This is a genomic window from Pseudoalteromonas gelatinilytica (genome assembly GCF_001641615.1).
GTDB lineage: Bacteria > Pseudomonadota > Gammaproteobacteria > Enterobacterales > Alteromonadaceae > Pseudoalteromonas > Pseudoalteromonas gelatinilytica.
This window is the reverse complement of the sequence record NZ_LRRU01000022.1, coordinates 361,563-387,823: the sequence shown is the minus strand read 5'-3', so window position 1 is coordinate 387,823 and position 26,261 is coordinate 361,563. Positions and strand designations below refer to the sequence as shown.

The 26,261-nt window shown below is 42.0% G+C and carries 24 protein-coding genes and 1 pseudogene; 7 read left to right on the top strand and 18 right to left on the bottom strand.

The window, feature by feature from the left end; translation table 11 throughout:
* Positions 1-52 precede the first annotated feature (52 nt).
* The 8 genes from rseP to rpsB form a co-directional block, all read right to left on the bottom strand.
* Positions 53-1,405 carry a sigma E protease regulator RseP gene (gene rseP, locus NH153_RS19105; protein ID WP_063706854.1) on the bottom strand — a complete coding sequence of 451 codons (1,353 nt, stop codon included), beginning with the start codon at positions 1,403-1,405 and terminating at the stop codon, positions 53-55.
* A gap of 1 nt (position 1,406) precedes the next feature.
* Positions 1,407-2,606 carry a 1-deoxy-D-xylulose-5-phosphate reductoisomerase gene (gene ispC, locus NH153_RS19100; protein WP_063706852.1) on the bottom strand — a complete coding sequence of 400 codons (1,200 nt, stop codon included), beginning with the start codon at positions 2,604-2,606 and terminating at the stop codon, positions 1,407-1,409.
* Positions 2,603-3,469, bottom strand: a complete 867-nt coding sequence (locus NH153_RS19095; RefSeq protein ID WP_063706850.1) for a phosphatidate cytidylyltransferase — start codon at positions 3,467-3,469, stop codon at positions 2,603-2,605. The genes ispC and NH153_RS19095 overlap by 4 nt, the downstream gene beginning before the upstream one ends.
* 22 nt (positions 3,470-3,491) lie before the next feature.
* Entirely contained in the window at positions 3,492-4,271 is a 780-nt protein-coding gene (locus NH153_RS19090; RefSeq protein ID WP_054553120.1) for an undecaprenyl pyrophosphate synthase, read from the bottom strand.
* 104 nt (positions 4,272-4,375) lie between these two features.
* On the bottom strand, positions 4,376-4,933 hold the full coding sequence (frr, locus tag NH153_RS19085) for a ribosome recycling factor (RefSeq protein ID WP_063706848.1): 558 nt from the start codon (positions 4,931-4,933) through the stop codon (positions 4,376-4,378).
* 14 nt (positions 4,934-4,947) lie between these two features.
* The gene (gene pyrH / locus NH153_RS19080) at positions 4,948-5,697 is read right to left on the bottom strand and encodes a UMP kinase (RefSeq protein ID WP_063707209.1); all 750 of its coding nucleotides are present in this window, start codon (positions 5,695-5,697) and stop codon (positions 4,948-4,950) included.
* A gap of 151 nt (positions 5,698-5,848) precedes the next feature.
* Positions 5,849-6,700, bottom strand: coding sequence for a translation elongation factor Ts (gene tsf, locus NH153_RS19075; RefSeq protein ID WP_063706846.1), 852 nt, complete (start codon positions 6,698-6,700; stop codon positions 5,849-5,851).
* 103 nt (positions 6,701-6,803) lie between these two features.
* Positions 6,804-7,532, bottom strand: coding sequence for a 30S ribosomal protein S2 (gene rpsB, locus NH153_RS19070; protein WP_054553123.1), 729 nt, complete (start codon positions 7,530-7,532; stop codon positions 6,804-6,806).
* Between the two features lie 247 nt (positions 7,533-7,779).
* Here rpsB and map point away from each other — a divergent pair, with 247 nt between their 5' ends.
* The 6 genes from map (at position 7,780) to NH153_RS19040 (ending at position 17,055) form a co-directional block, all read left to right on the top strand.
* Positions 7,780-8,589 carry a type I methionyl aminopeptidase gene (gene map / locus NH153_RS19065; RefSeq protein WP_267894590.1) on the top strand — a complete coding sequence of 270 codons (810 nt, stop codon included), beginning with the start codon at positions 7,780-7,782 and terminating at the stop codon, positions 8,587-8,589.
* Positions 8,590-8,601: 12 nt separating this feature from the next.
* Positions 8,602-11,220 carry a [protein-PII] uridylyltransferase gene (glnD, locus tag NH153_RS19060; RefSeq protein ID WP_063706841.1) on the top strand — a complete coding sequence of 873 codons (2,619 nt, stop codon included), beginning with the start codon at positions 8,602-8,604 and terminating at the stop codon, positions 11,218-11,220.
* 9 nt (positions 11,221-11,229) lie between these two features.
* Positions 11,230-12,057 carry a 2,3,4,5-tetrahydropyridine-2,6-dicarboxylate N-succinyltransferase gene (gene dapD / locus NH153_RS19055; RefSeq protein ID WP_063706839.1) on the top strand — a complete coding sequence of 276 codons (828 nt, stop codon included), beginning with the start codon at positions 11,230-11,232 and terminating at the stop codon, positions 12,055-12,057.
* Between the two features lie 208 nt (positions 12,058-12,265).
* Positions 12,266-12,664 (top strand): hypothetical protein, encoded by a 399-nt coding sequence (locus NH153_RS19050; protein ID WP_063706838.1) that lies wholly within the window; start codon positions 12,266-12,268, stop codon positions 12,662-12,664.
* A gap of 192 nt (positions 12,665-12,856) precedes the next feature.
* On the top strand, positions 12,857-15,967 hold the full coding sequence (locus NH153_RS19045) for an efflux RND transporter permease subunit (protein ID WP_063706837.1): 3,111 nt from the start codon (positions 12,857-12,859) through the stop codon (positions 15,965-15,967).
* Positions 15,964-17,055: an efflux RND transporter periplasmic adaptor subunit gene (locus NH153_RS19040; protein ID WP_240494390.1), complete on the top strand. Its 1,092-nt coding sequence runs from the start codon at positions 15,964-15,966 to the stop codon at positions 17,053-17,055. Before NH153_RS19045 ends, NH153_RS19040 begins: the two co-directional genes overlap by 4 nt.
* A gap of 556 nt (positions 17,056-17,611) precedes the next feature.
* On the opposite strand, the pseudogene NH153_RS19030 reads toward NH153_RS19040, so the two are convergent.
* Positions 17,612-18,190: pseudogene (locus NH153_RS19030) on the bottom strand (RHS repeat-associated core domain-containing protein); the annotation flags it as partial.
* A gap of 331 nt (positions 18,191-18,521) precedes the next feature.
* Positions 18,522-19,130: a hypothetical protein gene (locus tag NH153_RS19025; protein WP_063706835.1), complete on the bottom strand. Its 609-nt coding sequence runs from the start codon at positions 19,128-19,130 to the stop codon at positions 18,522-18,524.
* Positions 19,131-19,307: 177 nt separating this feature from the next.
* Between NH153_RS19025 and NH153_RS21870 the strand changes: the two genes are divergently transcribed.
* Positions 19,308-19,781, top strand: a complete 474-nt coding sequence (locus NH153_RS21870; protein WP_167350247.1) for a hypothetical protein — start codon at positions 19,308-19,310, stop codon at positions 19,779-19,781.
* Positions 19,782-19,816: 35 nt separating this feature from the next.
* On the opposite strand, the gene NH153_RS19015 is transcribed toward NH153_RS21870, so the two are convergent.
* The 8 genes from NH153_RS19015 to megL all read right to left on the bottom strand — a co-directional run bounded on the left by NH153_RS19015 (position 19,817) and on the right by megL (position 26,152).
* Entirely contained in the window at positions 19,817-20,278 is a 462-nt protein-coding gene (locus NH153_RS19015) for an ankyrin repeat domain-containing protein (protein ID WP_063706833.1), read from the bottom strand.
* Between the two features lie 164 nt (positions 20,279-20,442).
* Positions 20,443-20,679, bottom strand: coding sequence for an RHS repeat-associated core domain-containing protein (locus NH153_RS19010; RefSeq protein WP_063706832.1), 237 nt, complete (start codon positions 20,677-20,679; stop codon positions 20,443-20,445).
* 235 nt (positions 20,680-20,914) lie between these two features.
* A complete protein-coding gene (locus NH153_RS19005) occupies positions 20,915-21,394 on the bottom strand; it encodes a hypothetical protein (protein ID WP_063706831.1) in 480 nt (159 codons plus the stop codon).
* A gap of 11 nt (positions 21,395-21,405) precedes the next feature.
* On the bottom strand, positions 21,406-22,203 hold the full coding sequence (locus tag NH153_RS19000) for an RHS repeat-associated core domain-containing protein (protein ID WP_063706830.1): 798 nt from the start codon (positions 22,201-22,203) through the stop codon (positions 21,406-21,408).
* A 699-nt stretch (positions 22,204-22,902) separates the two neighbouring features.
* Positions 22,903-23,472 carry a hypothetical protein gene (locus NH153_RS18990; protein ID WP_063706828.1) on the bottom strand — a complete coding sequence of 190 codons (570 nt, stop codon included), beginning with the start codon at positions 23,470-23,472 and terminating at the stop codon, positions 22,903-22,905.
* A 120-nt stretch (positions 23,473-23,592) separates the two neighbouring features.
* Positions 23,593-23,937, bottom strand: a complete 345-nt coding sequence (locus NH153_RS18985) for a 4a-hydroxytetrahydrobiopterin dehydratase (RefSeq protein WP_036969771.1) — start codon at positions 23,935-23,937, stop codon at positions 23,593-23,595.
* Between the two features lie 9 nt (positions 23,938-23,946).
* Complete coding sequence (gene phhA, locus NH153_RS18980; RefSeq protein WP_054553132.1) at positions 23,947-24,744, bottom strand: phenylalanine 4-monooxygenase; 798 nt, start codon at positions 24,742-24,744, stop codon at positions 23,947-23,949.
* Between the two features lie 226 nt (positions 24,745-24,970).
* Positions 24,971-26,152: a methionine gamma-lyase gene (gene megL / locus NH153_RS18975; RefSeq protein WP_063706827.1), complete on the bottom strand. Its 1,182-nt coding sequence runs from the start codon at positions 26,150-26,152 to the stop codon at positions 24,971-24,973.
* Between the last annotated feature and the right edge of the window lie 109 nt (positions 26,153-26,261).

Sequence of the window (26,261 nt, the reverse complement as noted above, 5' to 3'; positions counted from 1 at the left end):
ACTTTTGCGGTGTTTTACAATCGTGTTCAAATTGGAATTTTTCGCTTATTTGTTATAAACGCGATACATCATTGAACAAAGCGAAACATGTTAAAAACAGAAGCAACAAGGCCCCCACTTTAAAACCAAATTCTTGCGTCTTTTCAGAGACCGGCTTTTTGCGAAAAAGTTCAATTATGTAATACATTAAGTGCCCACCATCTAGCACTGGCAGCGGTAATAAGTTAAATACGCCAAGGTTTACACTAATTAATGCTAAAAAGCTTAAAAATGCAACCAAGCCATAGCTTACGCTAGTTCCCGCACCAACTGCAATGCCCACCGGGCCACTTAAATTTTTAACCGACACCTGACCGGTAATTAAATTACCAATCATGTCAAAACTAAGGGTAATTAAACGCCATGTTTCTTGTATGCCCAGCACAATACTATCGACTGGGCCATAATGTCTAGTTTCAATATAGTTTTCTGGCCATGGCTCAACCACCGGAGACACACCTAAAAAGCCCTGAGCAACGCCCGCATCATTGGTTCTGCTTTGTGGCGTCACTGACAGCTCTTTTATACTATCTTGCCTTTGTACACTAAATTGTAAGGATTTGTTAGGTGATTGCTGAATTAGTGAAACTAACTCGCTCCAACTGCTGATATTTTCGCCATTTACGGCAATAATTTTATCTGTAACTTGCAAGCCCGCAGCCTCTGCCGCAGAGCCTTTACTGATCATAGCCACTTCTAGAAGTGCTTTCGGGCGAAATGGCACAATACCAATAGAGGTTAATGGTGGAACATCTTGTTGATCCAACTTCCAACCATCTAAATTAAGAGTACGCACATGCTTTTGATAATTCTGATCACGAAGCGTGATGACAACACTTTGCTCACCTAAGCGACTCATTAACGAGAATGTGGCATCTTGCCAAGTGTTAATGTCGTCTTCACCAATTTTAATAATTTGCTGGTTTGGCTCAATATTGGCCGCAGCAGCACGGCTGCCTTGAGTCACTTCACCCACCACAGGTTTTAATGACTGAACGCCCACCATATACATTACAGCAAGGGCAAAAATAGCAAATAAGAAGTTTGCCATCGGGCCTGCAGCCACAATCGCAATACGTGCTTTTACTGATTTAGCATTAAATGATAAATGACGCTGCTCTGGCGGCACTTCATCTACACGCTCATCAAGCATTTTCACATAACCACCCAGTGGTATAGCTGCAATCACATATTCGGTTTGTTGTTTGTCGTACCATTTGACTAATGGCTTACCAAAGCCAATTGAAAAACGCAGCACTTTCACACCCGCTTTGCGCGCAACCCAGAAATGACCATATTCATGCACAGTCACTAAAATACCCAGGGCAAGAATGAATGAACCAAGATTCCAGAAAAAATCAAACATGCTAGTTGATGCCTCTTTTGACAAACTCAGTTGCTTTTAAACGTGCAGCTTGGTCGCAAGCTAAAATCTCATCAAGCGTTTGCACATTAATGTTTTGTGTTGCATTGAGCGTTTCAGCGTTAACGCGATAAATATCTGTGAAGCCGATTTGCCCACCTAAAAAGGCGGCAACGGCTATTTCATTCGCCGCATTGACCGTCGTTGTTGCACCTTGCCCCATTTCACACGCATCAATGGCAAGTTTTAAATTAGGGTAACGAGCGTAATCTGGCTTAGTGAAGGTAAAATCTGCCATTTGTGAAAAATCGAGCGGTTTGACACCGGCATCAACACGTTCAGGAAAGGCTAATGCGTGAGCTATTGGTGTGCGCATGTCAGGGTTGCCCATTTGCGCAAGCACTGAGCCATCTTTATATTGCACCATTGAATGGATAATACTTTGTGGATGGATCACGACTTCTATGTCGCTGGCATGACAGTTAAAGAGCCACTTGGCTTCAATAAACTCAAGGCCTTTATTCATCATAGTGGCTGAATCGACAGATATTTTTTGTCCCATCGACCAATTAGGGTGTGCCACCGCTTCTGCTACAGTCACGGATGGTAATGTCGCTAAATCACGCGTTAAGAAAGGACCACCAGAACCAGTAAGCAAAATTTTGCTCACACCATGATCGGCAAGTAAGCCCGATGCAGTTTGTAGCGATGCAGGCATACACTGGAAAATAGCATTATGTTCGCTATCGATTGGCAATAAGGTAGCGCCATGTTGTTTTACTTTATCAATAAACAACTGACCCGACATAACGAGTGATTCTTTATTAGCGAGCAGTACTTTTTTTCCTGCTTCAACCGCACTTAACGTCGGCAGCAAACCCGCAGCACCCACTATCGCCGACATCACAGCATCAACATCAACGTGAGCAGCAAGTTCACTCATCGCTTCAATACCTGCTAGCACCTCAGTTTTACACGCACTGTTAGCGAGTAAGTGTTGGAGGGCTTTGGCAGCGTGTTGGTCAGCCATAACAGCAAATTTAGGCTGATGTGCGATACACAGTTCAGCCATTTTTTCAGCATTTTTACCTGCTGCTAATGCAAAAATCGCAAAGCGCTCTGGGTTTCTAGAAACAACATCTAAGGTGCTTAAACCGATTGAGCCAGTTGCGCCTAATACGACAAGTTGCTCTAGTTTGCTCATAAACTTAATGTCCATGCATAGCAAAGTACAAAGATTGGCGCAGCCGCGGTTAAGCTATCAATACGGTCTAAAATACCGCCGTGCCCAGGTAAACATGAACCGCTGTCTTTCAAGCCGACTTCACGTTTAAACATACTTTCTAGTAAATCGCCCACCGCTGAGAATAACGCGATAAATGCAGTCATAACGGCATAAATTGGCCACACAGCCATATCAACATTGGTGAAGTGACAAAATACGAGTACAAAAATAATTGAGGCAACCACACCACCTAATAAACCTTCGATGGTTTTATTCGGGCTCACTTTAGGCATTAACTTGTGTTTACCTAGGTTTTTACCGGTAAAGTATGCACCAATATCTGCACTCCAAACGATACCAAGTACAACCAAGATAAGCATTGAGCCAAAGTGAGTTGATTCGCCATAACCTGCGCTGCGTAGCGTATTTAATGCAAGCCACAGTGGGACTAAGGTTAAAAAGCCTGCAATAGCACGCATGACAATGCCTTCATTCCATGCTTTAGCCATTGCTGGGTAGCGCCAAACTAAGTAAGTCGCCACAATCCACCATGCAAATGACAGCGTAAATAAATAGTTTGCATCACCCACTAATTGGCCATTTTGCCAAAGTGATTCAATTGGCCAATGCCAGTTGAGTAGTGCCAAAAACGCAGCCGTTGCTGCAACAAATCCAAAACGCTTAACTTTATCGCACAGGCCCATAAACGCAGACCATTCCCATGCACCAAGTAAAACAATACCGGCGGCGATATAACTAAATAGTGTTAATGGGGTATAAAAAACCAAAATAAGTGCAAGTGGTGCCAACACGAGCGAGGTTAAAATTCGTTGTTTTAGCAATGTGTGTACCTTCAACTAGTAATTAGGTCTCGGCGAGTAATTGTTTTATTTGTTCGCCTGTACAACCAAATCGTCGCTCTCTGGCAACGTAACATGCGATAGCGTCAGCAAATGCAGCTTCATTGAAGTCTGGCCAAAGCGTATCGGTAAAGTAAAGCTCAGCATAAGCCGCTTGCCATAAAAGGAAATTACTGATGCGTAAATCTCCGCCAGTGCGGATCATTAAGTCAAGTTCACCTTGATCAGCCATACTCATTTGTTCGGCCATTAGCTCTTCAGTAATGTCTTCTGCAGCCATTTCACCGGCTGCGACTTTTTTCGCAAGCGTTGTTGCGGCGTTAGTGATATCCCAACGCCCACCATAATTAGCTGCTACGTTTAACTGTAGACCCGTATTATTACGGGTTAATTCATGGGCTGCATCAACTTTATTGCGCAAACCTTCTGAAAAGCGTGATAAATCACCAATTATGTTCAGCTTTACATTATTTTTATGAAGTTTTTTAACTTCTTTGCCCAAAACGAATAAAAATAGCTCCATAAGCGTATTTACTTCGTCCTCTGGACGTCGCCAATTTTCGCTACTAAATGCGAACAGTGTTAACGACTGTATACCTAAGCGAGTACAAAATTGCACTGATTGACGAACCGCATCAACGCCCTTTTTGTGCCCATAAACACGTGGGCGATTTTTCGCTTGCGCCCAACGTCCGTTGCCATCCATGATTATAGCGACATGCTTAGGCAAACTTTGCTGGGAAATTTTATCAGCGTTAAGAACCATAAATATCGAGTATTCCATAAAAAAACGCCGTCTAGTATACCCTAGACGGCGTTTCAAAACTAATAAATTTAGTTGCTGCTGTTCGCTTTCAGTATCAATGCCTGAAAGATAAACAGCGACAATTAGATTTCCATTAGCTCAGCTTCTTTCGCTGTTAACTGTGCATCCATCTCTTTGATGAATTTGTCAGTAAGCTTTTGGATCTCGTCTTCAGCTTGACGTGCTTCATCTTCAGAAATGTCTTTTTCTTTCAATAAGCTCTTGATATCGCCATTCGCGTCACGACGGATGTTACGTACCGCAACACGGCCACCTTCAACTTCACCACGTACGATTTTGATAAGGTCTTTACGACGCTCTTCTGTAAGTGGAGGAAGTGGAACACGAATAACAGTACCTGCAGACATCGGGTTTAAACCTAAGTCTGAAGCCATGATCGCTTTTTCTACTGCTTGCGCTAGTGACTTATCGAACACGCTGATTGCAAGTGTACGAGAGTCTTCAATTGTTACGTTAGCAACTTGGTTTAATGGTGTATCAGCGCCATAGTAAGACACTTGAATACCGTCAAGTAATGCAGGGTGTGCACGGCCTGTGCGAATTTTAGATAATTGACTGCCTAGTGCCGCAACACTTTTTTGCATACGTTCTGACGCATCTTTTTTGATATCGTTAATCACGGTTCAATCCTAATCTATTTGCTAGTTTCATCTGAGGCTTGTGAAGAGATAAGCGTTCCTTCATCTTCGCCCATAATAACACGCTTAAGCGCGCCTGATTTATTCATGTTAAATACGCTTAATGGCATGTTGTGGTCACGCGCCAGCGTAAATGCAGCTAAATCCATAACCTTAAGCTCTTTTTCAATGATTTCATTGTAGCTTAAGTGGCGATATAGTGTAGCTTCTGGGTTTTTCACTGGGTCATCAGAGTAAACGCCGTCAACTTTAGTCGCTTTGATTACAGTATCTGCTTCAATTTCAATACCACGTAAACACGCTGCAGAATCAGTCGTGAAGAATGGGTTACCTGTACCTGCTGAGAAAATAACAACACGGCCAGATTTTAATAGGCTGATAGCTTCTGCCCAGTTGTAAGCATCACACACACCGTTAAGCGGGATAGCTGACATTAAACGGCAATTTACAAATGCACGGTGTAGTGCATCACGCATTGCTAAACCATTCATTACAGTGGCAAGCATACCCATGTGGTCACCCACAACGCGGTTCATACCCGCTTCTGCCAATGAACCACCACGCAAGAAGTTACCGCCACCGATAACTAAACCTACTTCTACGTCGAGCTCTACAAGTTCTTTAATTTCTTGAGCCATACGGTCAAGTACTTTCGGGTCGATGCCGAAGCCTTCGTCTCCCATTAATGCTTCACCGCTAAGTTTAAGAAGAACACGTCTAAAAATAGGTTTACGATTGATAGTCATAATATTTGGGCCAGCCTTAGTAATGAGATAAAAAATAACCGCGCTATGGTTACACATAAAACGCGGTTATTTTAAAGAATTTTCATCAGTGACGCAAAAGCTAATAGCAGATTAATTTCATCTAATTGCCCTACGTCACTAACTTAGAAAATTACTCGCCTTTTGCAGCAGCGATTTGAGCAGCTACTTCAGCAGCGAAGTCTTCTTCTTTACGCTCGATACCTTCACCAACTTCTAAACGTACGAAGTTAGTAACAGTTGCGCCTTTCTCTTTAAGAATTTCGCCAACAGTTTTCTTAGGTTCCATGATGAAAGCTTGACCAGTAAGAGAGATCTCACCAGTGAATTTCTTCATACGACCAACAACCATTTTCTCAGCGATTTCAGCAGGCTTGCCTTCGTTCATCGCGATGTCGATTTGAACTGCTTTTTCTTTTTCAACAACGTCAGCTGGTACGTCTTCTGGGTTTACGAACTCAGGCTTAGACGCAGCTACGTGCATAGCAACTTGCTTAAGAGTTTCTTCGTCAGCGTCACCAACTACAACAACACCGATACGGTCGCCGTGGCGGTAAGAAGAAAGTTTGTCACCGTCGATGTACTCAACGCGACGAACGTTGATGTTTTCACCGATTTTAGCAACTAGAGCAACACGAGTTTCTTCGAACTGTGCTTTAAGTGCTTCGATGTCAGCTTTTGATTCAACAGCAGCATCTAATACTTCGTTAGCGAAGCCAAGGAAGTTTGAATCTTTAGCAACGAAGTCAGTTTGACAGTTAACTTCAAGAAGAGCAGCGAAACCGTTACCTTCTTTGATTAAGATTGTACCTTCAGCAGCGATGTTACCAGCTTTTTTAGCAGCCTTTGCAGCACCGCTCTTACGCATGTTTTCGATCGCTAACTCGATGTCACCGTTAGTTTCAGTTAACGCTTTTTTACAATCCATCATGCCAGCGCCAGTGCGCTCGCGTAATTCTTTAACTAGGGCAGCAGTTACAGCCATTAGAATATCCTCAATTGAATTCTGTTATAGGGAAGCGGTATAGGCCGCTTAACAAGAATAACAAGTCTTCACCTCAAATAGATGAAGACTTGATGACAGCTAATTACTCAGCTTCTACGAAGTCGTCTTTCTCAGCTTGAGCAACGATGTTGTTCTCACGACCTTCAGTGATCGCAGCTGATACAGCGCCTGTGTAAAGTTGGATAGCACGGATCGCATCGTCGTTACCAGGAACGATGTAATCAACACCGTCTGGGTTAGAGTTTGTATCAACGATAGCAACAACAGGAATACCTAGGTTGTTAGCTTCACGGATAGCGATGTGCTCGTGGTCTGCATCGATAACGAAAAGCGCGTCTGGAAGACCGCCCATATCTTTGATACCACCAAGGCTCTTTTCAAGCTTTTCCATTTCACGAGTAAGCATTAACGCTTCTTTCTTAGTTAATTTCTCGAAAGTACCGTCTTGGCTTTGCGCTTCAAGGTCTTTAAGACGCTTGATTGATTGACGAACTGTTTTCCAGTTAGTCAACATACCACCTAACCAACGGTGGTTTACGTAGAACTGCTCGCTTTGAAGAGCTGCTTCTTTAACTGCTTCGCTTGCTGCGCGCTTAGTACCAACGAAAAGTACTTTACCTTTGTTAGAAGCTGCGTTCGATAAGAACTTAAGTGCTTCGTTGAACATTGGTACAGTTTGCTCTAGGTTGATGATATGAACACGGTTACGAGCGCCGAAGATGAAAGGCTTCATCTTAGGGTTCCAGTAACGTGCTTGGTGACCAAAGTGAACACCAGCTTGAAGCATATCGCGCATTGAAACGTTTGCCATTTGTATAATCCTCTATAATTTAGGGTTAGGCCTCCACATATCCCATAGCACCAACACCGTAGTTAATTTGTAACTTAAGTGCACCCAAGTGTATGTGACGATACGTGTGTGTGTTAAAATAAAATTGTGTTTGCCTTAAATACAAAAAATCAGTTAAGAATTTATTTGTAAAAAGACGGCGCGCTTTATACCATATTAAAATTGAAAACTCAACGTCTAGTGCAAAATTTGTGCACTGAAAACTGACCTGAAAAACAACTTTGGAGCCTCAATGAGTGCTGTGATCAAGACCCCTGAAGAAATCGAAAAAATGCGTGTTGCCGGGCGCTTAGCCGCCGAGGTACTTGAAATGATAGAACCGCATGTGGTGCCAGGTGTAACCACAGATGAACTAAATACAATTTGTCACGATTATATCGTTAATGTTCAAGATGCTATTCCAGCACCGCTTAATTATCACGGTTTCCCAAAATCAATCTGCACCTCAGTGAACCATGTTATCTGTCACGGTATTCCTAACGACAAACCACTTAAAGAAGGTGACAGCGTAAATATTGATATTACGGTGATCAAAGATGGCTATCACGGCGACACATCTAAAATGTTCCATGTGGGCACACCTAATATCCAAGGCAAACGCCTTGCTGATATCACACAAGAAAGCCTTTACCTTGCAATTAAAATGGTAAAACCAGGCGTTCGCCTAGGTGATATTGGCGCTGCAATTCAAAAATACGCAGAAAGCTTTAACTATTCAATCGTACGCGAATACTGTGGTCACGGTATTGGTGCTGAGTTCCACGAAGAACCACAAGTAATGCACTATGGTAAAGCTGGAACTGGCGAAGTGTTAAAAGCGGGTATGTGCTTAACAATCGAGCCAATGGTTAATGCTGGTAAACGTCAATGTAAGTTACTTAAAGATAATTGGACAGTTGTAACAAAAGACCGTTCATTGTCTGCGCAGTGGGAACACACCCTGTTAGTGACTGAAAATGGTGTTGAAATTTTAACGCTCCGATCAGATGATACTATCGACAGGATCATCGAACACTAGGAGCCAGCCCCTGTGGCATTACCCAATAAAGTAAAAAAGTTGCTCAGCCAAGCTGAGCAACTTAGCGATTATCGCGACTGTTCTAGTTATTTTTATAAATGGCTACAGAACGAATTCTCAAAACAACCCGTTAGCAACTTAATTAATGCCCGCGCTGAGTTTATCGACCGCCTATTAATTAAATTGTTTCACGATTACGACCTTTCTCACGAAAGTGACTTAGCTCTAATTGCTGTGGGCGGCTATGGTCGTGGTGAACTGCATCCCTACTCCGATATCGACTTTATGCTACTGGTGAGTGAACAGCCAAGCGAAGCTGTGTGTGAGAAAATTGGCCAGTTCGTCACCATGCTTTGGGATCTTAATTTAGAAATTGGTCACAGCGTTCGCACCATAGAACAAGCATTAGAACAAAAACGCGAAGATGTGACATTTGCTACCAGTTTACTTGAGAGTCGATTAATTTTCGGTAATCACATCGAATTCGAAAAATTAAAAAATCATTTAATTGATTCGCCAATTTGGCGCTCAGACGAATTCTTTTTGGCGAAAGTACAAGAACAAAATCTACGCCATAGAAAATGCCATGGTACGGCTTATAACCTTGAGCCAAATATCAAAGAGAACCCAGGTGGCCTGCGAGATTTACAAACCATTATTTGGGTTGCTAAAAAGCACTTTAGAGCCGAAACATTACAAGAGCTGATCAATCACGGCTACCTCACCCATGAAGAATATCAAGAACTACTAGAGTGTTTAGAAAACCTCTGGAATATTCGTTTTGCACTGCACCTAGCTGCGGGGCGCTCTGAAAACCGTTTGCTGTTCGATCACCAACCTCACGCTGCAGAAATTCTCGGCTTTGGTAGTGATGGTAAAGCTTCGGTTGAGCGCATGATGAAACGCTTATTCAGGATCATGAGTCGCGTACGTGAGCTTAACCAAATGCTGCTGTCATATTTCGAGCAAAGCATTTTACCGGGTGCCGGTGAGCTACCTGTCATTGAACTTGATCGTAACTTTGAGCGCATTGGCCATCAAATTCGTGTAAAAAATCCGTCGGTGTTCTTTCGTCGGGATCAGCTATTTGTGTTGTTCGAGCATATTGCTGATAACCCTGAGATCACCCATATTTACCCAAGTACCATACGTACAATGCGCCAAGTGCGTCGTCGTTTACTGGGTGATTTACAAGATTACGCCGCCTGTCGCGAAGCATTTTTACGCTTAATAAAACACCCTAACGGTATGGGCCGTGCATTTACGCTAATGCACAAGCACGGCATTATTGCCGCCTACTTACCACAGTGGCGAAACATCTTCGGGCAAATGCAGTTTGATTTATTTCATGCCTATACCGTGGATGAGCACACCCATAAGCTTATTAACAATATTTATAAGTATTTTGATAAGTCAAAAGTGAGCGAGTTTCCACTTTGTAGTGAAATCGTCACCCGCATGGATAAACCTGAGTTACTTTATTTAGCCGGTATATTTCATGATATCGCCAAAGGGCGCGGCGGCGATCACTCAGAGCTAGGTTCAGTTGATGCGATTGCGTTTGCTAAATTGCACCGCTTCCCATCATCAGACGGTAAGCTCATCTCTTGGTTAGTAGCTAATCACTTACTTATGTCGGTCACGGCGCAGCGTAAAGATATTAATGACCCTGATGTGATTAAAGACTTTGCAAGCAAAGTAAAAAATGAGCGTCAGCTCGATTACTTATACTGCTTAACGTTGGCCGATATTCGCGCGACCAACGATAATCTGTGGAACGATTGGAAAAACACCCTACTCCGTGAGCTGTATTTACATACCCAGCGAGCACTGCGCTTAGGGCTTGAAAATCCAATGGACCAACGTGACCAAATTCGAGATAAAAAGCAGCAAGCTAAACAACGCTTATTGAATCACGGCTGTAACGAAGATCAGATCGACTTAATTTGGAGCCGCTTTAAAGCCAATTACTTTACCGCTTTTAGCGAACAACAAATTTCGTGGCACACAGAACACTTATTAAATTGTGAAGATTTAAGCCTACCAAGTGTGACCGTGTCTGACACCGCAATGCACGGTGGTACGCAAGTGTTTGCCTACAGCCCTTACTCGGGAAGTTTATTCTCCCGTCTTGTGAGCGTTATTGGTTCGAAAAAAGCGCAAATTCAACATGCACAAGTGTTAACCACTAAAGATGGCTACGTGCTGTTTAGCTTTGTTATTTTAGAGGTTAATGGTGACCCAATTGCAAGTAACCGAGCGCAAGGTATTAAACGCGCTTTAGAACAGGCGATTAGCGATCCGAAAAAGAAAATTCGCATCAAAAAGAACCGCTCACAGCGCTTCAAAGATTTTAATATCAAACCAAAAATTGTGCTTAGACCGCATGCGCGTAAAGATCGCAGCTTAATTGAAATTCAAGCGGTGGATATTCCGGGTCTATTAACGAAAATTGCGGAAGTATTTCAAGCACACTTATTACATATTCATGCCGCGCGGATCACCACTGTTGGTGAGCGTGCAGAAGATTTCTTCGTGGTATCAAATAACGAATACCAAGCATTAACAGACGAAGAACAGGCTAAAATTCATCAAGCATTGCGTAAAAAACTCAACGCAGAAACCGAATAAGAGGATCTTATGTCAGATTTAAAAACCATGATCGAAAACGCCTGGGACAACCGCGATAGCATCAGCCCAAGCACAGTATCAAGTGAAGTTAAACAAGCAATTATCGACGCGCTTGAATTACTTGATAGCGGTGCTGCGCGTGTTGCTGAAAAAATCAGTGGTGAGTGGGTTGTACATCAATGGTTGAAAAAAGCGGTGCTACTGTCTTTCCGTATTCGTGATAACCAACCAATGAGCGATGGTGTTAATCAGTTTTACGACAAAGTACCCCTTAAGTTTAGCGACTATACACCAGAGCAATTCCAACAAGGCGGGATGCGTGTTGTGCCAAATGCTGTGGCACGTAAAGGCAGCTTCGTAGGTAAAAACGTGGTGCTAATGCCATCTTATGTCAACATTGGCGCCTACGTTGATGAAGGTACGATGGTTGATACATGGGCAACGGTTGGCTCGTGTGCACAAATAGGTAAAAACGTTCACTTGTCGGGCGGTGTGGGCATTGGTGGTGTACTTGAGCCACTGCAAGCAAACCCAACTATTATCGAAGATAACTGTTTTATCGGCGCACGCTCTGAAATTGTTGAGGGCGTTGTGGTCGAAGAAGGTGCGGTTATTTCAATGGGTGTTTACATCAGCCAAAGCACACGTATCTATGATCGTGAAACTGGCGAAACTCATTACGGTCGAGTGCCAGCAGGTGCGGTTGTTGTTCCTGGTTCTCTACCGTCAAAAGATGGTTCGCACAGCCTATACGCTGCCATCATCGTGAAAAAAGTTGATCAACAAACTCGCGAAAAAGTAGGTATTAATGCCCTACTTCGCTCGATTGATGAATAATAAAGCGGAGCTTTAAGCCGTCAGCCGTCAGCCGTCAGCCGTCAGCCGTCAGCCGTCAGCCGTCAGCTTAAGTTTGAGATAAGAAGCGCGATGCTAACTAGTTTCGCGCTTTTTTATTATCTGTAATGCAATGATTTTTAGCTAGTTTGTTGAGATATACTCACAAATATGTTTTAGTATAAAAAACAAACAAAAAATAATAGTGAAAATGTTCAAGTCTTTTCGGAGTTTTACCCACACGGAATTATTTTATTACACAGGACTATTCTATCTTGTTGCAATCATACTGTTTGCATCACGTAGCTACCTATACGATTTTTTTGTCACCGACACAAATTCACATCGCACTGAGGTCAAAGAGCTTGAAGTTGCTTTAACATCGCACGTTAATAAAGATTATGTTTTTGAAGCATTGCAAACGACCTTAGATGGCCTTGCAACACCCGATCGAGTTGCAGTTAAAATCCAGTGTTATACAGCTTTCTGTGATGTTAGTTTCACGAATCCGTTTATCACCATTAACGACCACAATCACTACAGTGCAGAAGTAAAGCGTGTGTTTGAGCAAAATGTTGCTTCCCTTCGCCGAAAAAATACGACTCACTAGTTTCAGACTCTATTACTTAGGGCTTAAAACTTAAAGCTCCTCGGCTAAATTGTTACATCTTATTTCAAATACACATTTTATCGCTTAATTACGGCTATTCAGCGTTACTTCTGACATACATTTCATTTACCTCACTGGCACTTTTTTTACATCGCACTACAATGCAGACAAATTGATTTTGGAACACACACAATGAACCTGACACGTAGTTCGCTGAAAAACCCTGCGAGTGTTATTGTCATCTTGGTGTTGATTATGTTGTTTGGCATGTTGAGTATTTTTAAGCTGCCAATTCAGCTCACACCAGATATTGAGCAACCGCAGATCACTATTTTCTCTGGCTGGCGACAAGCTGCACCTGAAGAGATTGAATCGGTGATCATTGAGCCGCTTGAGAACGCAGTAAAAAACACCCCGGGTGCGCTAGAGGTTAATACTTACATTAACCGTGGCAATGGCTCTATCACGTTGACTTTTGCTGTTGGACAAAACATGCAACAGGCCATGCTTGATGTGTTAACAAGCCTTAACCAAGCGCCGCCCCTGCCGTTAGATGCATTTGATCCTGTGGTTTTTGCTGGCGGTAATAATGGTGAAGCCGCAGCAACGTTACTGGTCACTCCAAAAGATTTTAATAGCGACAGCCTTGATTTAGACATGGCGCAGTTCCAAAAACAAATCGATGAATTTGTTGAGCCCCGTTTGGCACGTATCCCTGGTGTTGCCCGCGTTGACTTAGCCAGTGAACGACCAAAAGAATTACGTATTACCTTTGACCCTCACAAAGCCGCTGCACTTGGCGTCAGCCTTGACCAAATTAGTAACGTATTAGCCAGCTCACGCGATACCTCTGGTGGCCTTGCCAATGTTGGCCGTCGTCAATATACCGTGCGCTTTACTGGGCAATATGATTTATCGAGCATGGCACAAATGCGCGTTGGTTATTCAGGCGATAGACCCATTTATCTTGGCGATATCGCAAGTGTAGAGCGCACTTTCTCTGACCGTTTAGGGATGAGTGGTCGAAATGGTAAACCCGCGTATTACATTCGTATTTCGCGCGCTAACGAAGCCAATACCGTTGCCTTACTCGACGACATTAACCTTGCTATTAAAGAACTAAACGAAGGGCCGCTGGCTGAGAATGGCTTAGCGATTGAATTAAGTTTTGATGCCTCAGTGCATATTCGTAATGCCTTGTCGTTAGTTAAAAGTAACTTAGGCCTAGGTGTTTTGCTGTCGTGTTTAATCTTGTGGCTGTTCTTTAGGGGCTTAAAGGCCACGTTTGTCATTGCAGCGACAATTCCTGTCTCTTTGTTAGTCGCGCTTTTAACATTGAATATTTTTGACCGTAGCTTAAATGTTATTTCACTGGCAGGCCTTGCCTTTGCTGTTGGCTTAGTACTTGATGCCGCCATCATAGTGCAAGAAAACATCGCAAGGCTCAGAAGCGAAGGCTTTGATAGTAAAAAAGCCGCGCTAAAAGGCGCAGCTCAAGTAACAGGCGCTTTATTTGCCTCAACCACCACCAGCGTTGCTATCTTCTTGCCAATTTTATTTATGGCAGGTATTGAGGGGCAGTTATTCTCTGACTTGGCGCTCACCTTATCTATTGCTGTTATTGCCTCTATGATTTGCGCAATTACACTTATTCCGTTGGCTAACCATTTTTGGCCAGACAAAGAACTCAAAGCGGATCCTTATCGTGAATATTGGCATAAGCTAACTAACTTCATCATGGCGCTTACCAATACCCGCGTTAAACAAATAGTGTGGATAGTGTCGTTATTGGGTGGCTCAGTCGTCGCAACCATGACCATGCTCCCGAAAACTGATTTTATGCCGCGCGCACCAACCGATGGCTTTTTCTTTAACTTAAATACCCCGCCTGGCGGCAATGTGCAGTTTATGGAAGAAGAGCTGCTGATGCGTATTAAAAAGCGCTTAATGCCTTATTACACAGGTGAAAAAGAGCCGGGGATAAAAGATTTTAACTTTTATGCTTTTGGTTCGAATGCTGGCGGCTTTATTTATTCTGCCGATCCGCAACGTGTTGAAGAATTAATGAAGGTAGCCCGAGAAGAAATCTTCATTGATTTACCCGACACCCAAGTATTCTTCTTTAGAGGGTCGATGATCCAAGTTGCTAATGGCGGTGATGGTCGTAATATCAATATCGATTTAACTGGTCCGAATATGGACGAACTAATAGCCGGTGCTAATGTGGCGCTTCAAGCAGTCACCGACGCAATGCCGAATGCCACTGCAAGGCCACAACCACGACTCGATATGGCAGAGCCAGAACTTAGGCTCACACCCAATGACCGTCGTATAACCCAAGCAGGGCTAACTCGTCGTGATGTATCTCAGGCAGTGCAAGCCTACACAGGTGGGTTATTTGTTAATGAATACTTTGATGGCAACGAACGCATGAACGTGATTTTGCGTGGCATACCGTGGCAAACTCCAGAGGAGCTTAAAGCACTGCCCATTGTGACCCCACAATCAGGTATTCAAACCTTAGGCGAACTTGCCAATATTGAGCGCACCGTGGGGCCAACCCAGCTTAGACGTGTTAATGGCCGCCGTACCGTGAGTATTGTTGTCACGCCACCAGCAGACATGAGCTTGCAACAAGCGCAAACTATTCTCTCAGAGCAAGTTATGCCAAAAGTTCGTGCAAGCTTGCCTGACAGCTCTGGCGCGATTTTGGCGGGTAACGCACAAAAGATGAATTCGGCCATGCAAGAAATGACAATCAACTTTATTTTGGCTCTGTTTATTTTATTCTTGCTAATGACCGCATTGTTTAAGTCAGCCAAAGACAGCGCGTTAGTTTTACTGGTCATGCCATTGGCAATTGCAGGCGGTGTACTGGCCCTATTCGTACTTAACTTATTTACCTTCCAATCGCTCGACTTACTGACCATGATTGGCTTTATTATCTTGCTGGGTCTGGTGGTAAATAATGCCATTTTATTGGTTGACCAAACCCGTGTCGCAATGGCCGCTGGGCTCAGTCGAGAAGACGCCGTTCGCCAAGCTGTGCTGCTGCGTGCAAGACCCGTTTACTTAAGTACCTTAACCAGCTTATTTGGCATGCTGCCACTGATGCTAATGCCGGGGGTAGGATCAGAAATTTACCGTGGCCTTGCCACTGTGATTGTCGGCGGCATGGCCATTAGTGCCCTATTCACCCTGATATTAATGCCAAGTTTATTACAACTTGGCAGACAGCTGCCGCCCGTTAATAACAAACAGCAACCAGAAAAAACGCCTTTAAGCTTGGTATCGAATCAATGAGTATTAAAACAATGAACACACCTTTTCGTAAATTAACCGCTCGCTTTTGTGCGCTATTCAGTCTTATCGCATTTAACGCCTTTGCAGTCGTGCCGGTTACGGTAGAAACCGTCACACAAGCTCCACTGACAAGCGAAATTGAAGTCAGCGGCACATTGTATGGCAAAGATGATGTAACCCTAACAGCAGGCGTAAGCGGGCGTTTATTATATGTTGTTGAGCCAGGTACTCTGGTTAAAAGTGGCAACACCCTAGTTCGTATGGACACCTTCCCGCTTGAACTTGAAAAAGCACGCCAGCAAGAAATGCTCAATCGCGCCAAAATAAACCTACGCTTATATCAACAAGAGCTCGATCGTTTACAAAAACTCGCCAAAGCCAGTAGTGCTGCAGCAAGCCAAGTCGATGATATGCAAAATAAGCATGACCTTGCGTTATCTGATATCGCACTGGCTAAGGTTGAATTAAAAGTAATAGACGATCAGCTTTCGCGTGCAACGGTTCGCGCCCCATTTGACGGCGTGATCAGCGAGCGTTTTAAACGCGCTGGTCGCGAAATAAATCGTGCTGATGAACTGGTCACCCTGCTCGATATTAATAACCTAGAAGTGCGTTTGTACGTGCCTGTTAAATACTTAAAGTTTTTACACAAAGGCATAGAGTTACCGATTCAAGCCGGCGACTTATCAGCCCCAGATATGACAACAGCCACCGTAACAGCGGTGATCCCATCAACCGATCCGCGTTCACAAACCGTAGAAGTACGTGCCTTACTAGCAAATAACGCCGAGCAAACATGGGCAATTGGCCAACTGGTTGATGTAGCCGTGCCACTAAAAAGCAAAGGGGATGTACTACTGGTGAATCGCGATGCGCTGATCTTACGCAAAAAAGGCACCCATATCGTCAAAATCGACAACGACAACAAAGCCCTGCAAATTCCCGTAAAAGTAGGTAATGGCAAAGATAAACTGGTTGAAGTCACTCCGACTTCTAACATCACTTTAAATGCGGGCGATAAAGTGGCAGTACGCGGCGCCGAGCAACTACAAACCGGGCAAGAAGTCGAAGTTCAGGTAAAGCAATAACTATTAGGCTTGAGATGACTGCCAGCTATTAAATATTTTAAGAGCTGGCAGTTATGATAAAGGGTAGTAATGATTATTAAGAGTTGCGCTTGCTTTTGACTTTCTAGGAAGCAAAAAGCAAGACAAGACCCCTTTATTTTTTTGGTAAATGTTATGACCGGGTATGAGATAACGTATAGTGGAAATTTGGCCTGGCTAAAAATCGTTCGATAAAAGCGTGGGAAAAACCGTCATAACCCTGCCAAATTTTATGATAAATAATTTGGTAAACAACACTTTAGATTTAATGGAATTGAATTATAAGAGGCGACCTATTTAGTTGACCCTTTATCACTTTTCTTTTTCTCAAACCTAATAAAGGTAAAATTAAACAATAAGATTAACCCAATAAATATAACTAATTTAACAAGAATATGATTTTCATCAAACAAGTATAGAACTATCAACGTTGATATAAATACACTTATATAAATATATTTACTAGAATATATTTTATATATTTTTTTAAAGTATTCTCGGATCATAAACTTAATTCCTCTAAAGCACCATTTTTAATTTAACAACTTTCTCTTTTTATCCTCGTCCCAGTACAACTGACCTTATCCTTAAATGGCACTCGGTCTGTAGTTTGGTCGGGCGATTCATTTCTCTCCTGATTGTTTATATCGCCGTGAATAGATTGATAAATAGTTTCACCACCTGAGTTGATAACTTTATATGAGTTCCCCACCTCTTTGTAGCCAGAATCGTTATCAAAAGTTGACGTAATTTCGAGTTCTGTTATTACTTCAATTGTATCACCCTCAGAAAGAGCAAACTCAACTTCAGTAAGATAGGAGTCGACAGCCAGTCCAGTAGGCGCTAAGTATGGATGAATGCGAGCTGCAATGACTCCGGCTGCGGTAGCCGTAAGATTGTTAACATGCCCAGCATTTGTATTTATTCTCTCGGCCTCCTTTCGCGTTAGCGGACCTACTTTATAGGAAAACGAAATACGCTGCCCAGTTTGACCGTTAGGATCAACCATATTAGCCGGATCATTACCTACATACGCATACATATTCATCCCATCTTTATATCCAATGGAAACAGTCTGCATAAAACGACCTAATTCAGGGTGGTAAACCCGTGCTTTGTAGTGATAAAGTAAGACTTACCAAGGGCAAAAAGCAAGACCTACCCCCTTTATTCCTAGCGGTAGCCTTTATCAAGTTATTGGCGAAGGAAAAAAAGCCGAAGTACAGATGAGAGATTTCCATCTCCTTCGCCACGGATTCAGCCCTGAGCAATCATCCAATTAAATTTGGCACCAAGTGACTATTTTCATTGACCTCAAAAAACAAAACCAGCTTCCGCTGGCTTTGGGTTGAGAGCAAGTATTGCTAGTTTGGTTGAATCCTAGCTCCAACTAGCGAGGTTTTGGATTCAAGAAAGTTGAATCAATTAATATGGAACGTAATCTCAATTTACGAAACCAAAAAAGTTCTGTAAAAACAACTATCAAAATGACTGGAAAAGTCTTTTCTCAAGCTCTTTATCGATTTAAATCTTTCATCTATATGACCGTCAAAAAATTTAAAACTTCGAACAAATGATCGCAAGTTCAATTCGCCAATCTCACCGACCAGCACGACCCTCAAAGCGTCATCTATAATGCCTTTGTCGATTAAATCTTGTCTTGGGCCTGACATTTCAATATCGACACAATTATCTGTCCATGTCGCAGAATACAACCAATTATTTGCATCAACTTCAATCTCTTCATTAGATTCAGATGAAATAAAGAAAAACATTTCCCAGTTCCGAGGAGGTACCCCTAAAACGATCTGCCACCCGCTGCCATCTATTGGAAAAATGTCCATATCACGAATTTCATAAAATTCATCATCATCACCAGTCGATATCGACAGTACATCGATCTCACCTTTCTCCGGGGAAGGACCAAGTTCCCACCCCAATGATGGGTTGTTTCCAAGTATCTTGCCCATTAACTCAATGAAACCTTCCTCTGGAACTTTGTCCTTATGGTTCATCAAGTGAGTCAGATTGACTACTAACTCATCTACGTTTTTCAAACTTTAAATCCTCATTTTTTATTCAGCGGTGGGATACCATACTTTTCCCAATCTGCTTCTTTTACAGAGTTTATCTTATTGTCGAGATTATCAACTCCGCCAGCAGCATTCATTTCTTTCTGTTCTTGGATTCTAAGTTCTTTTTGATGAAGCCCAATTCATAAGTATAGCTTCAGCTTGACGTTAATAAATGTAAAAGATGAGTATGTTGATATGGTAGTTATGGTTTGGTTTTCGACGTTTTTGGGGGTGTTTATGGTTTTGATTTCGACGTTTTTGACTCGTTTTATGGGTTGGATTTCAACATATTCGTTTAACAAATGGTTAATTTACAAAAAAATTTATCATCAACATTATGACACGAGGTTTTACGCCTGCGAGGCTGTACCGAAAAGATCGTGCAAAATGCAAGACTTGACCCTACCGGCTCTCTCTAGCGGTAGCCTTTATCAGGTTATTGGCGAAGGAAAAAAAAGCCGAAGTGCAGATGAGAGATTTCCAACTCCTTCACCACGGCTTTTCACCAGAACAGATCACCCAATTGAATTTGGCACCAAACGACTATTTTTATTGACCCAAAAAAACAAAACCAGCTTACGCTGGCTTTGGGTTGAGAGCAAAGTTTATTTGATCTCGATTGTTGAATCCTAGCCCCGACTAGCGAGGCTTTGGATTCAACGAACACATTAATCTCGCATACTTACTAGAAAGTTAATCATATTTTGACTTTCCATGTCTTCACCATAACAATCGTCAGGTAGCTCATTATCTTCATTCAAAATGTTAATATCCGCCCCATTTGATACTAAAAGCTTCACTTTTTCCAAAGTTTCCGATAAATGCAAAGGAGTATCACCATACATATTTAACGCATTAACGTTTGCACCATTGTCGATCAACAGTTGAACAATTTTAGAATCATTTTGTATATGAAGTGGAGTCTGTCCATCATCCCTTGGAGCATTGACATCAGCTCCTCTATCAATAAGAAGTTTCAAGACTTTATAATTTTCATTAAAGTGCAGCGGTGTAATACCCCCTTGCGCTTTAATGTCTGCACTTACTTCTTCATTTAAGAAGTTAGTTGCCTCAACAACAGATGCCGTTTTATGCAGTATTGATAATGTATTCACAAACTTTTCATTCATTTTAGTTTCTCTTTTTAACTTTCCATTTCCCTTTTTTGTTCACCACAACATTTGGTAGTTTTGAAGCCGCATTTCTTGTTTTCTGATCTGTGATAGTACTTTGTACATGACCGTGATAAGTCTCATTATTGCCACTTTGCTCATGTCTATCTAAAACTACTACCTCACCAATTACCTACATACGCATACATATTCATCCCATCTTTATATCCAATGGGAACAGTCTGCATAAAACGCCCTAATTCAGGGTGGTAAACCCGTGCTTTGTAGTGATAAAGCTTAGTACCTGGGATTAAGATTTGCCCAGTATAACGGAAACGTGATGAGCTGGTATTAATCGGCTCTACAAATGGGCCATACTTATGCGTAGCGACAATTGAACCTGAGCTATTCGTTTTCACTAATAAGTTGCCACTTCAGACTTACCAAGGGCAAAAAGCAAGACCTGACCCCTTCATTCCAGTTTCGACCTCATGTCTTCTCGGAATGGACCACGCAAAAATGCCTGTAGTCAAACGCAAAAATACAGCTGTAGTTGGCGGTGCTGGTGAAACTGAACTTTTCATGCAAAGAAAAGCCCCGCATGAGCGAGGCTTGAACTTTAAAGCTATTGAACCAATTCAACTACTTCAAAAATCAGTCCACGACAAAGCAGCTAACACTTTGTAACGTACTAGCAAAATCTTTATAACTTTTTAGCTTTTTGGTCTCCAGATCAACACCTTCAATTAATTTCTTCAACTGAATAATTTCAGGGTTATATCCACACTCTCCATCGTTATACCAAGTAAACATCCTATTTGGTATATACCGCAACCACTTATCAAACAGGTACCCCTCATTCTCCATAACAACGAAGAAATTATCAGGATTGAAGTGAAGTGCAGACATCAAATATGACGACATTTTATACCTAAATTCAGAATCTTGTACCTTTGCCTTATTTTCAAAATAATACCAAGATTCAGAAGCACACTTAATCCAGCTTTCTTGTCCTGATAATGTTCTTATCTCCCACATATTAACGAAGCTGTCCTTTGAATCGTTCAAGCTACTGCATGCTGAATGTGCATTCAGAGACATTAGAATTAATGAGAAAACCATTAACAATCTCATTACTGACTCCTTCATGGTTTTATATCTTTAATAGTGACGGTTATAGTTGTTGGAACCCCTGTTTTTGCATCATTTGCGATCGTATCATTTATAACCCCCATTACACCATTTAGTGCAGTCCGGCTACTAGATACCCAATCAGTTTTTGCGCTTGTTCCAACTAAAATGCACCCTTCGGAATTAGTTGCTTTATTCCCGGCATGAATCTGTATCGCACTATGGTCTTTCCCATCCTCGCCAAGAATATTGCCCTTAAGTTGTGGTTTATTATAATTGCCTGTTTTTGACGGTCCACGAACAAAGGCATCATAAGACCCCTGCTTCATTCGTACAGTTCCATTACCTGTTTTTGGGTCGTTATTAGGACTTTTGGGAGGCTCTAATGTACGACCAGAAAACGTTTGTTTTGAGCCATCACTTGATACTTTAATTGTGCCAGCGGTGCTAACTTTTGTTTCCGAAGTTCTTTGAATTTCTATATTTACAGTGGATTTCCCCGTTGGATCCGTCGCATTTATCGGATCATTCCCCACATAGGCGTACCAGTTCATGCCGTCTTCGTAGCCGATGGGGTCGGTCTGCATAAAACGGCCGAGCTTCGGATTGTAAACCCGTGCTTTGTAGTAATAAAGCTTAGTACCTGGGATTAAGATTTGCCCAGTATAACGGAAACGTGATGAGCTGGTATTAATCGGCACTCCAAATGGGCCATACTTATGCGTAGCGACAATTGAACCTGAGCCATTCATTTCACTAATAAGTTGCCAGTTAAGGCTTACCAAGGGCAAAAGTAAGACATGGCCCTTCATTTTCACCTATTGGTTAGAACTGACCCTATTGGTTACTTGGAGGCAGGGACATAACTTTAATCTTTGTTCCTTGGTTTATCTGCATCTGGGTTAAAGTACAGGTAAACAATTAGTAAGATGTAAACGCAAGCATAAACAAAAGGCCAAGCAAAAATATACCTTATGGCTATTTCAAAATTTGTACCGACCCTTTCTCCTATAGCGAGTCTGATAGTTACAAATATCATAATAAGTAACGTGGCCCATAATGCATGTTTAACTGGGCGTCTAAAAAAATTTTTTTCTTTAAGCATTAATCAATTTCCTATACGACAACTTAGAATTGTGGACTTCCCACTATAAAGCTCAGTAAATATACACTTAGGCCATAATTCCAAGCTTTTACAACATTGCGCTTAGCCATAACGGTATAAATAGCCGCGTTCAATAAATAAGATGGTAATAACTGATATGTAAAATATTTGCCGAATGAGAGTGAAGCTAAATTATCACTACCAATTATTAGAGTGATAAAAGTACTTAATACGGTATTCAAAGCCAGCATGGCTAAAGTGTATTTTACTATCCTTAAACTGTTCAATTTGTCTCCATGTGTTATGTCACAATTATGATTTTAAAATAGCTGATAATGGCTTCTGCAGTGCATGTATTCAGAAAACCACTTATAATCGCAGCCTCCTTTCACAAAGCCACCACCTCTCACTGCAAACAGCCAAACCCCTTTAATGAAATTTCTTGAGTATTCGCGCCACTTTGGTTTTTATGTTGAATGATCAAACGCGAATCTTGGCTAGTAAACGTAAAAGTTCCGAGCCAAGGTAGCTGGGCAATTGGTTGCATGTGGTAAAAACCATTGGCATCAAAGCATATAAATGAGAACTCATGATGTACCGGTGCAAATACGCCATAATCAGCGGTAAATACAGCAATGTTGTCTTGCAGCATAAAGTGTTTCGCTTGCGTACCCGCTACTAAATACCAAAAGCATATTGCTGTTATTATCACCACTTGTAAGCCGCCGAGTAAAAAGACTGAAAATTTAAGAATACGGGTCGATTTACTGGCTTCCATATAAAGGCGCTTTGCTTTTAATAATAACCAAAGCCCAATGGCAACCATAGTGAGCTTTATAATCATCAGCGCCACGCCTACTTGATACATCAGCTTAGGGCTATGCCATTGAATACCAAATGTTTGCGGGATAAACAAGCTATCAATTAGGGGCAGTAAAATGAGTAGGAATGGCAAAATAAGCGCTTTGTTTTTCATTATTTACTTTTCTAGTGTTCTCGCAAAGATAAGAGTTCAATGTTAATTCTTGGACTCTAAAAAAGCAAAAAGGCGCAACCTGAGGTTACGCCTTTTATCGTTCTGGGCAGAACTTAAAATTTACAGTGCAGCGAATACATCGTCTGTTTTAGCAGCACAGATAAAATCATTTTTGTGTAACCCTTTGATAGAGTGGCTCCACCAAGTAACGGTTACTTTGCCCCACTCGGTTAACAGACCTGGGTGGTGACCTTCTTCTTCAGCCATATCGCCCACTTTATTAGTGAACTCAAGTGCTTGCTTGAAGTTTTTAAACTTGTAAACACGCTCTAATTGCATAATGCCGTCGCGCACTTCAGGAACCCAATCTGGGATCATTTTGATCAATTCTGCTAATTCAGCATCAGATACTTTAGGCGCATCCGCACGACACGCTTCACACTTTTGTGTGCTTAATGAAGACATTATAAATCCTTAACTTGCTAATTTTTCTTTAGGAGGAAACTTTGGCTCATGTAGCCCTAATTCTTTTGCTTTACTCACCAGCGACATGATATCCATTTGTGAAATATCAAATAAGTCATTGATTGAGTTAATGGTGTAGTACACAGGCTGCATAATATCAATACGATAAGGTGTACGTAATACATCAAGCACATTCATCGCATTGATTTCTGGCTTATCTGAATACACATACTGTGTTTCGCCTGGGCTTGATAAAATACCACCACCATAAATACGCAGACCTTGTTCGGTTTGCATTAAACCAAACTCAACGGTAAACCAGTAAAGGCGCGCTAAATAAACACGATCTTTCTTTTCAGCGGCATAACCTAACTGACCATATTTGTGTGTAAACTCAGCAAATGCTGGGTTGGTAAGCATCGCACAATGACCAAAAATCTCGTGGAAGATATCTGGCTCTTGTAAGTAGTCAAACTCTTCACGGCTGCGAATAAAAGTCGCTACTGGGAACTGCTTGTTTGCTAGTAATCGAAAGAACTCATCAAAATCGATCAGTGCCGGTACAGGCGCAACTTGCCAGCCCGTTGTTTCAAGTAACACTTCGTTGAGTTCACTAAGTTGTGGAATACGATCTGTTGGTAAATTAATTTTCTTAAGACCTGCTAAATATTCATCACAGGCTTTACCTTCTATGCAAGCGAGTTGGCGAGCAACTAGCTCAGACCATATTTTATTTTCTTCTTCGCTCCAATGGATAACCCCATTTTCATCAGGTTGCTTGGAGGTGTAATTACTTGCTTTAGCCATAATAACCTTCTTCGTTAAATCTTGATCAGCATTGATCAGAATCTCATTAACTTGTTAAGCCGATACTATGTAAAAGTAAGCGAAATTTTAATAGTTAAGGCTGTTTCTAAGGTTTGCAGAAACAGCCCTAACGTAAACATAAAATTACATCAAAAGATCGAAAAGTTTACACACCACGTTTTTAAAGGGTTGAAAACATCTCCTGGTGTAAACTTAAAATTACAACCTAACCAATGAATGTAAATGCAGTTTTAAGATCGTTAATAATATCGTTAACATCCTCAAGACCAACTGATAATCGAATTAAGCCATCACTGATCCCTGCTGCTGCCCTTTCTTCAGGTGTATAAGGCGAATGTGTCATCGATGCAGGATGTTGAATGAGGGTTTCTGCATCCCCTAAACTGACAGCAAGCGTGCAAAGCTGGGTGTTATTTATAAATGTTTCGCCATCTTCAAGGCTGCCTTTTATTTCAAAGGCAATAACACCACCAGCGGCTTTCATCTGTGAGCCAATAAATTGATGACCCGGGTGTGATTTAAGTCCTGGGTAGTAAACTTGGCTTACCAACGGGTGCTGCTCTAAATATTCAGCAACTATTTGTGCACTTGCACAGTGGCGCTCCATGCGTACAGCAAGGGTTTTTAAACCGCGATTAATTAACCATGCATCATGAGGACTAATCGTTGCACCAATATCTTTTAGCACCGTCATTTTTATCAGGTTGATATGCTCCTCTGTGCCGCATACAAGCCCTGCCACCACATCACCATGGCCATTTAGGTATTTAGTTGCACTGTGTACCACAATATCAATACCAAACGAGGTAGGTTGCTGTAGCAGAGGCGTTAAGAAGGTATTGTCGATAACGCTTATCAGCTGATGCTGCTTGGCAACATCGGCAATTAAACTTAGATCAAGCACCGCCATGGTCGGATTAATTGGCGTTTCTGCAAAAATCATTTTTGAATTGGCTTTTACCGCACCGCGAAGTTCAGCCTCATTGGTCATATCAACAAAAGTAACTTCGATACCAAAGCGCGGCAACATATGAGCAAAAAATGCAAAGGTACAACCGTATAACGCGCTTGATGCGACTAGGTGATCACCTTGTTGTAAAAAGCTAAGCACAGACGCAGACACCGCACCCATACCGGTCGCTGTGGCAGCCGCTGCTTCACAATTTTCTAACTGAGCCACTTTTTGTTCTAGCTCTTGGGTTGTCGGATTACCTAAACGGGTATAAATAAAGCCTTGCTCTTCGCCAGCAAATCGGGCTGCACCTTGGGCTGCATTAGCAAATGCGAAGGTAGAGGTTTGGTAAAGCGGCGCACTCAGTGCGCCATGTGGGTCATTTGGTTTTTCTGGACCATGAATACATTGTGTATGTAAGTGATGCTTAGTCATTGTGTGTTCTCGTTTTTATTATCAGTACTTCATACTCATAAATAAAACGTAGATACCCACGATGCACAAGCATGCCGGATGCTCAGATGGCTAAATATCACTCAGCTGT

Coding starts and splice junctions, on each gene's coding strand:
- NH153_RS19000 (WP_063706830.1), bottom strand. CDS start 22,203: ATGAAGGGCCATGTCTTACTTTTGCCCTTGGTAAGCCTTAACTGGCAA.
- NH153_RS19005 (WP_063706831.1), bottom strand. CDS start 21,394: ATGAGATTGTTAATGGTTTTCTCATTAATTCTAATGTCTCTGAATGCA.
- tsf (WP_063706846.1), bottom strand. CDS start 6,700: ATGGCTGTAACTGCTGCCCTAGTTAAAGAATTACGCGAGCGCACTGGC.
- NH153_RS18985 (WP_036969771.1), bottom strand. CDS start 23,937: ATGTCTTCATTAAGCACACAAAAGTGTGAAGCGTGTCGTGCGGATGCG.
- rpsB (WP_054553123.1), bottom strand. CDS start 7,532: ATGGCAAACGTTTCAATGCGCGATATGCTTCAAGCTGGTGTTCACTTT.
- ispC (WP_063706852.1), bottom strand. CDS start 2,606: ATGAGCAAACTAGAGCAACTTGTCGTATTAGGCGCAACTGGCTCAATC.
- NH153_RS19090 (WP_054553120.1), bottom strand. CDS start 4,271: ATGGAATACTCGATATTTATGGTTCTTAACGCTGATAAAATTTCCCAG.
- pyrH (WP_063707209.1), bottom strand. CDS start 5,697: ATGACTATCAATCGTAAACCTATTTTTAGACGTGTTCTTCTTAAACTT.
- NH153_RS19050 (WP_063706838.1), top strand. CDS start 12,266: ATGTTCAAGTCTTTTCGGAGTTTTACCCACACGGAATTATTTTATTAC.
- megL (WP_063706827.1), bottom strand. CDS start 26,152: ATGACTAAGCATCACTTACATACACAATGTATTCATGGTCCAGAAAAA.
- NH153_RS19045 (WP_063706837.1), top strand. CDS start 12,857: ATGAACCTGACACGTAGTTCGCTGAAAAACCCTGCGAGTGTTATTGTC.
- phhA (WP_054553132.1), bottom strand. CDS start 24,744: ATGGCTAAAGCAAGTAATTACACCTCCAAGCAACCTGATGAAAATGGG.
- NH153_RS19015 (WP_063706833.1), bottom strand. CDS start 20,278: ATGAATGAAAAGTTTGTGAATACATTATCAATACTGCATAAAACGGCA.
- NH153_RS19040 (WP_240494390.1), top strand. CDS start 15,964: ATGAGTATTAAAACAATGAACACACCTTTTCGTAAATTAACCGCTCGC.
- NH153_RS18990 (WP_063706828.1), bottom strand. CDS start 23,472: ATGAAAAACAAAGCGCTTATTTTGCCATTCCTACTCATTTTACTGCCC.
- rseP (WP_063706854.1), bottom strand. CDS start 1,405: ATGTTTGATTTTTTCTGGAATCTTGGTTCATTCATTCTTGCCCTGGGT.
- dapD (WP_063706839.1), top strand. CDS start 11,230: ATGTCAGATTTAAAAACCATGATCGAAAACGCCTGGGACAACCGCGAT.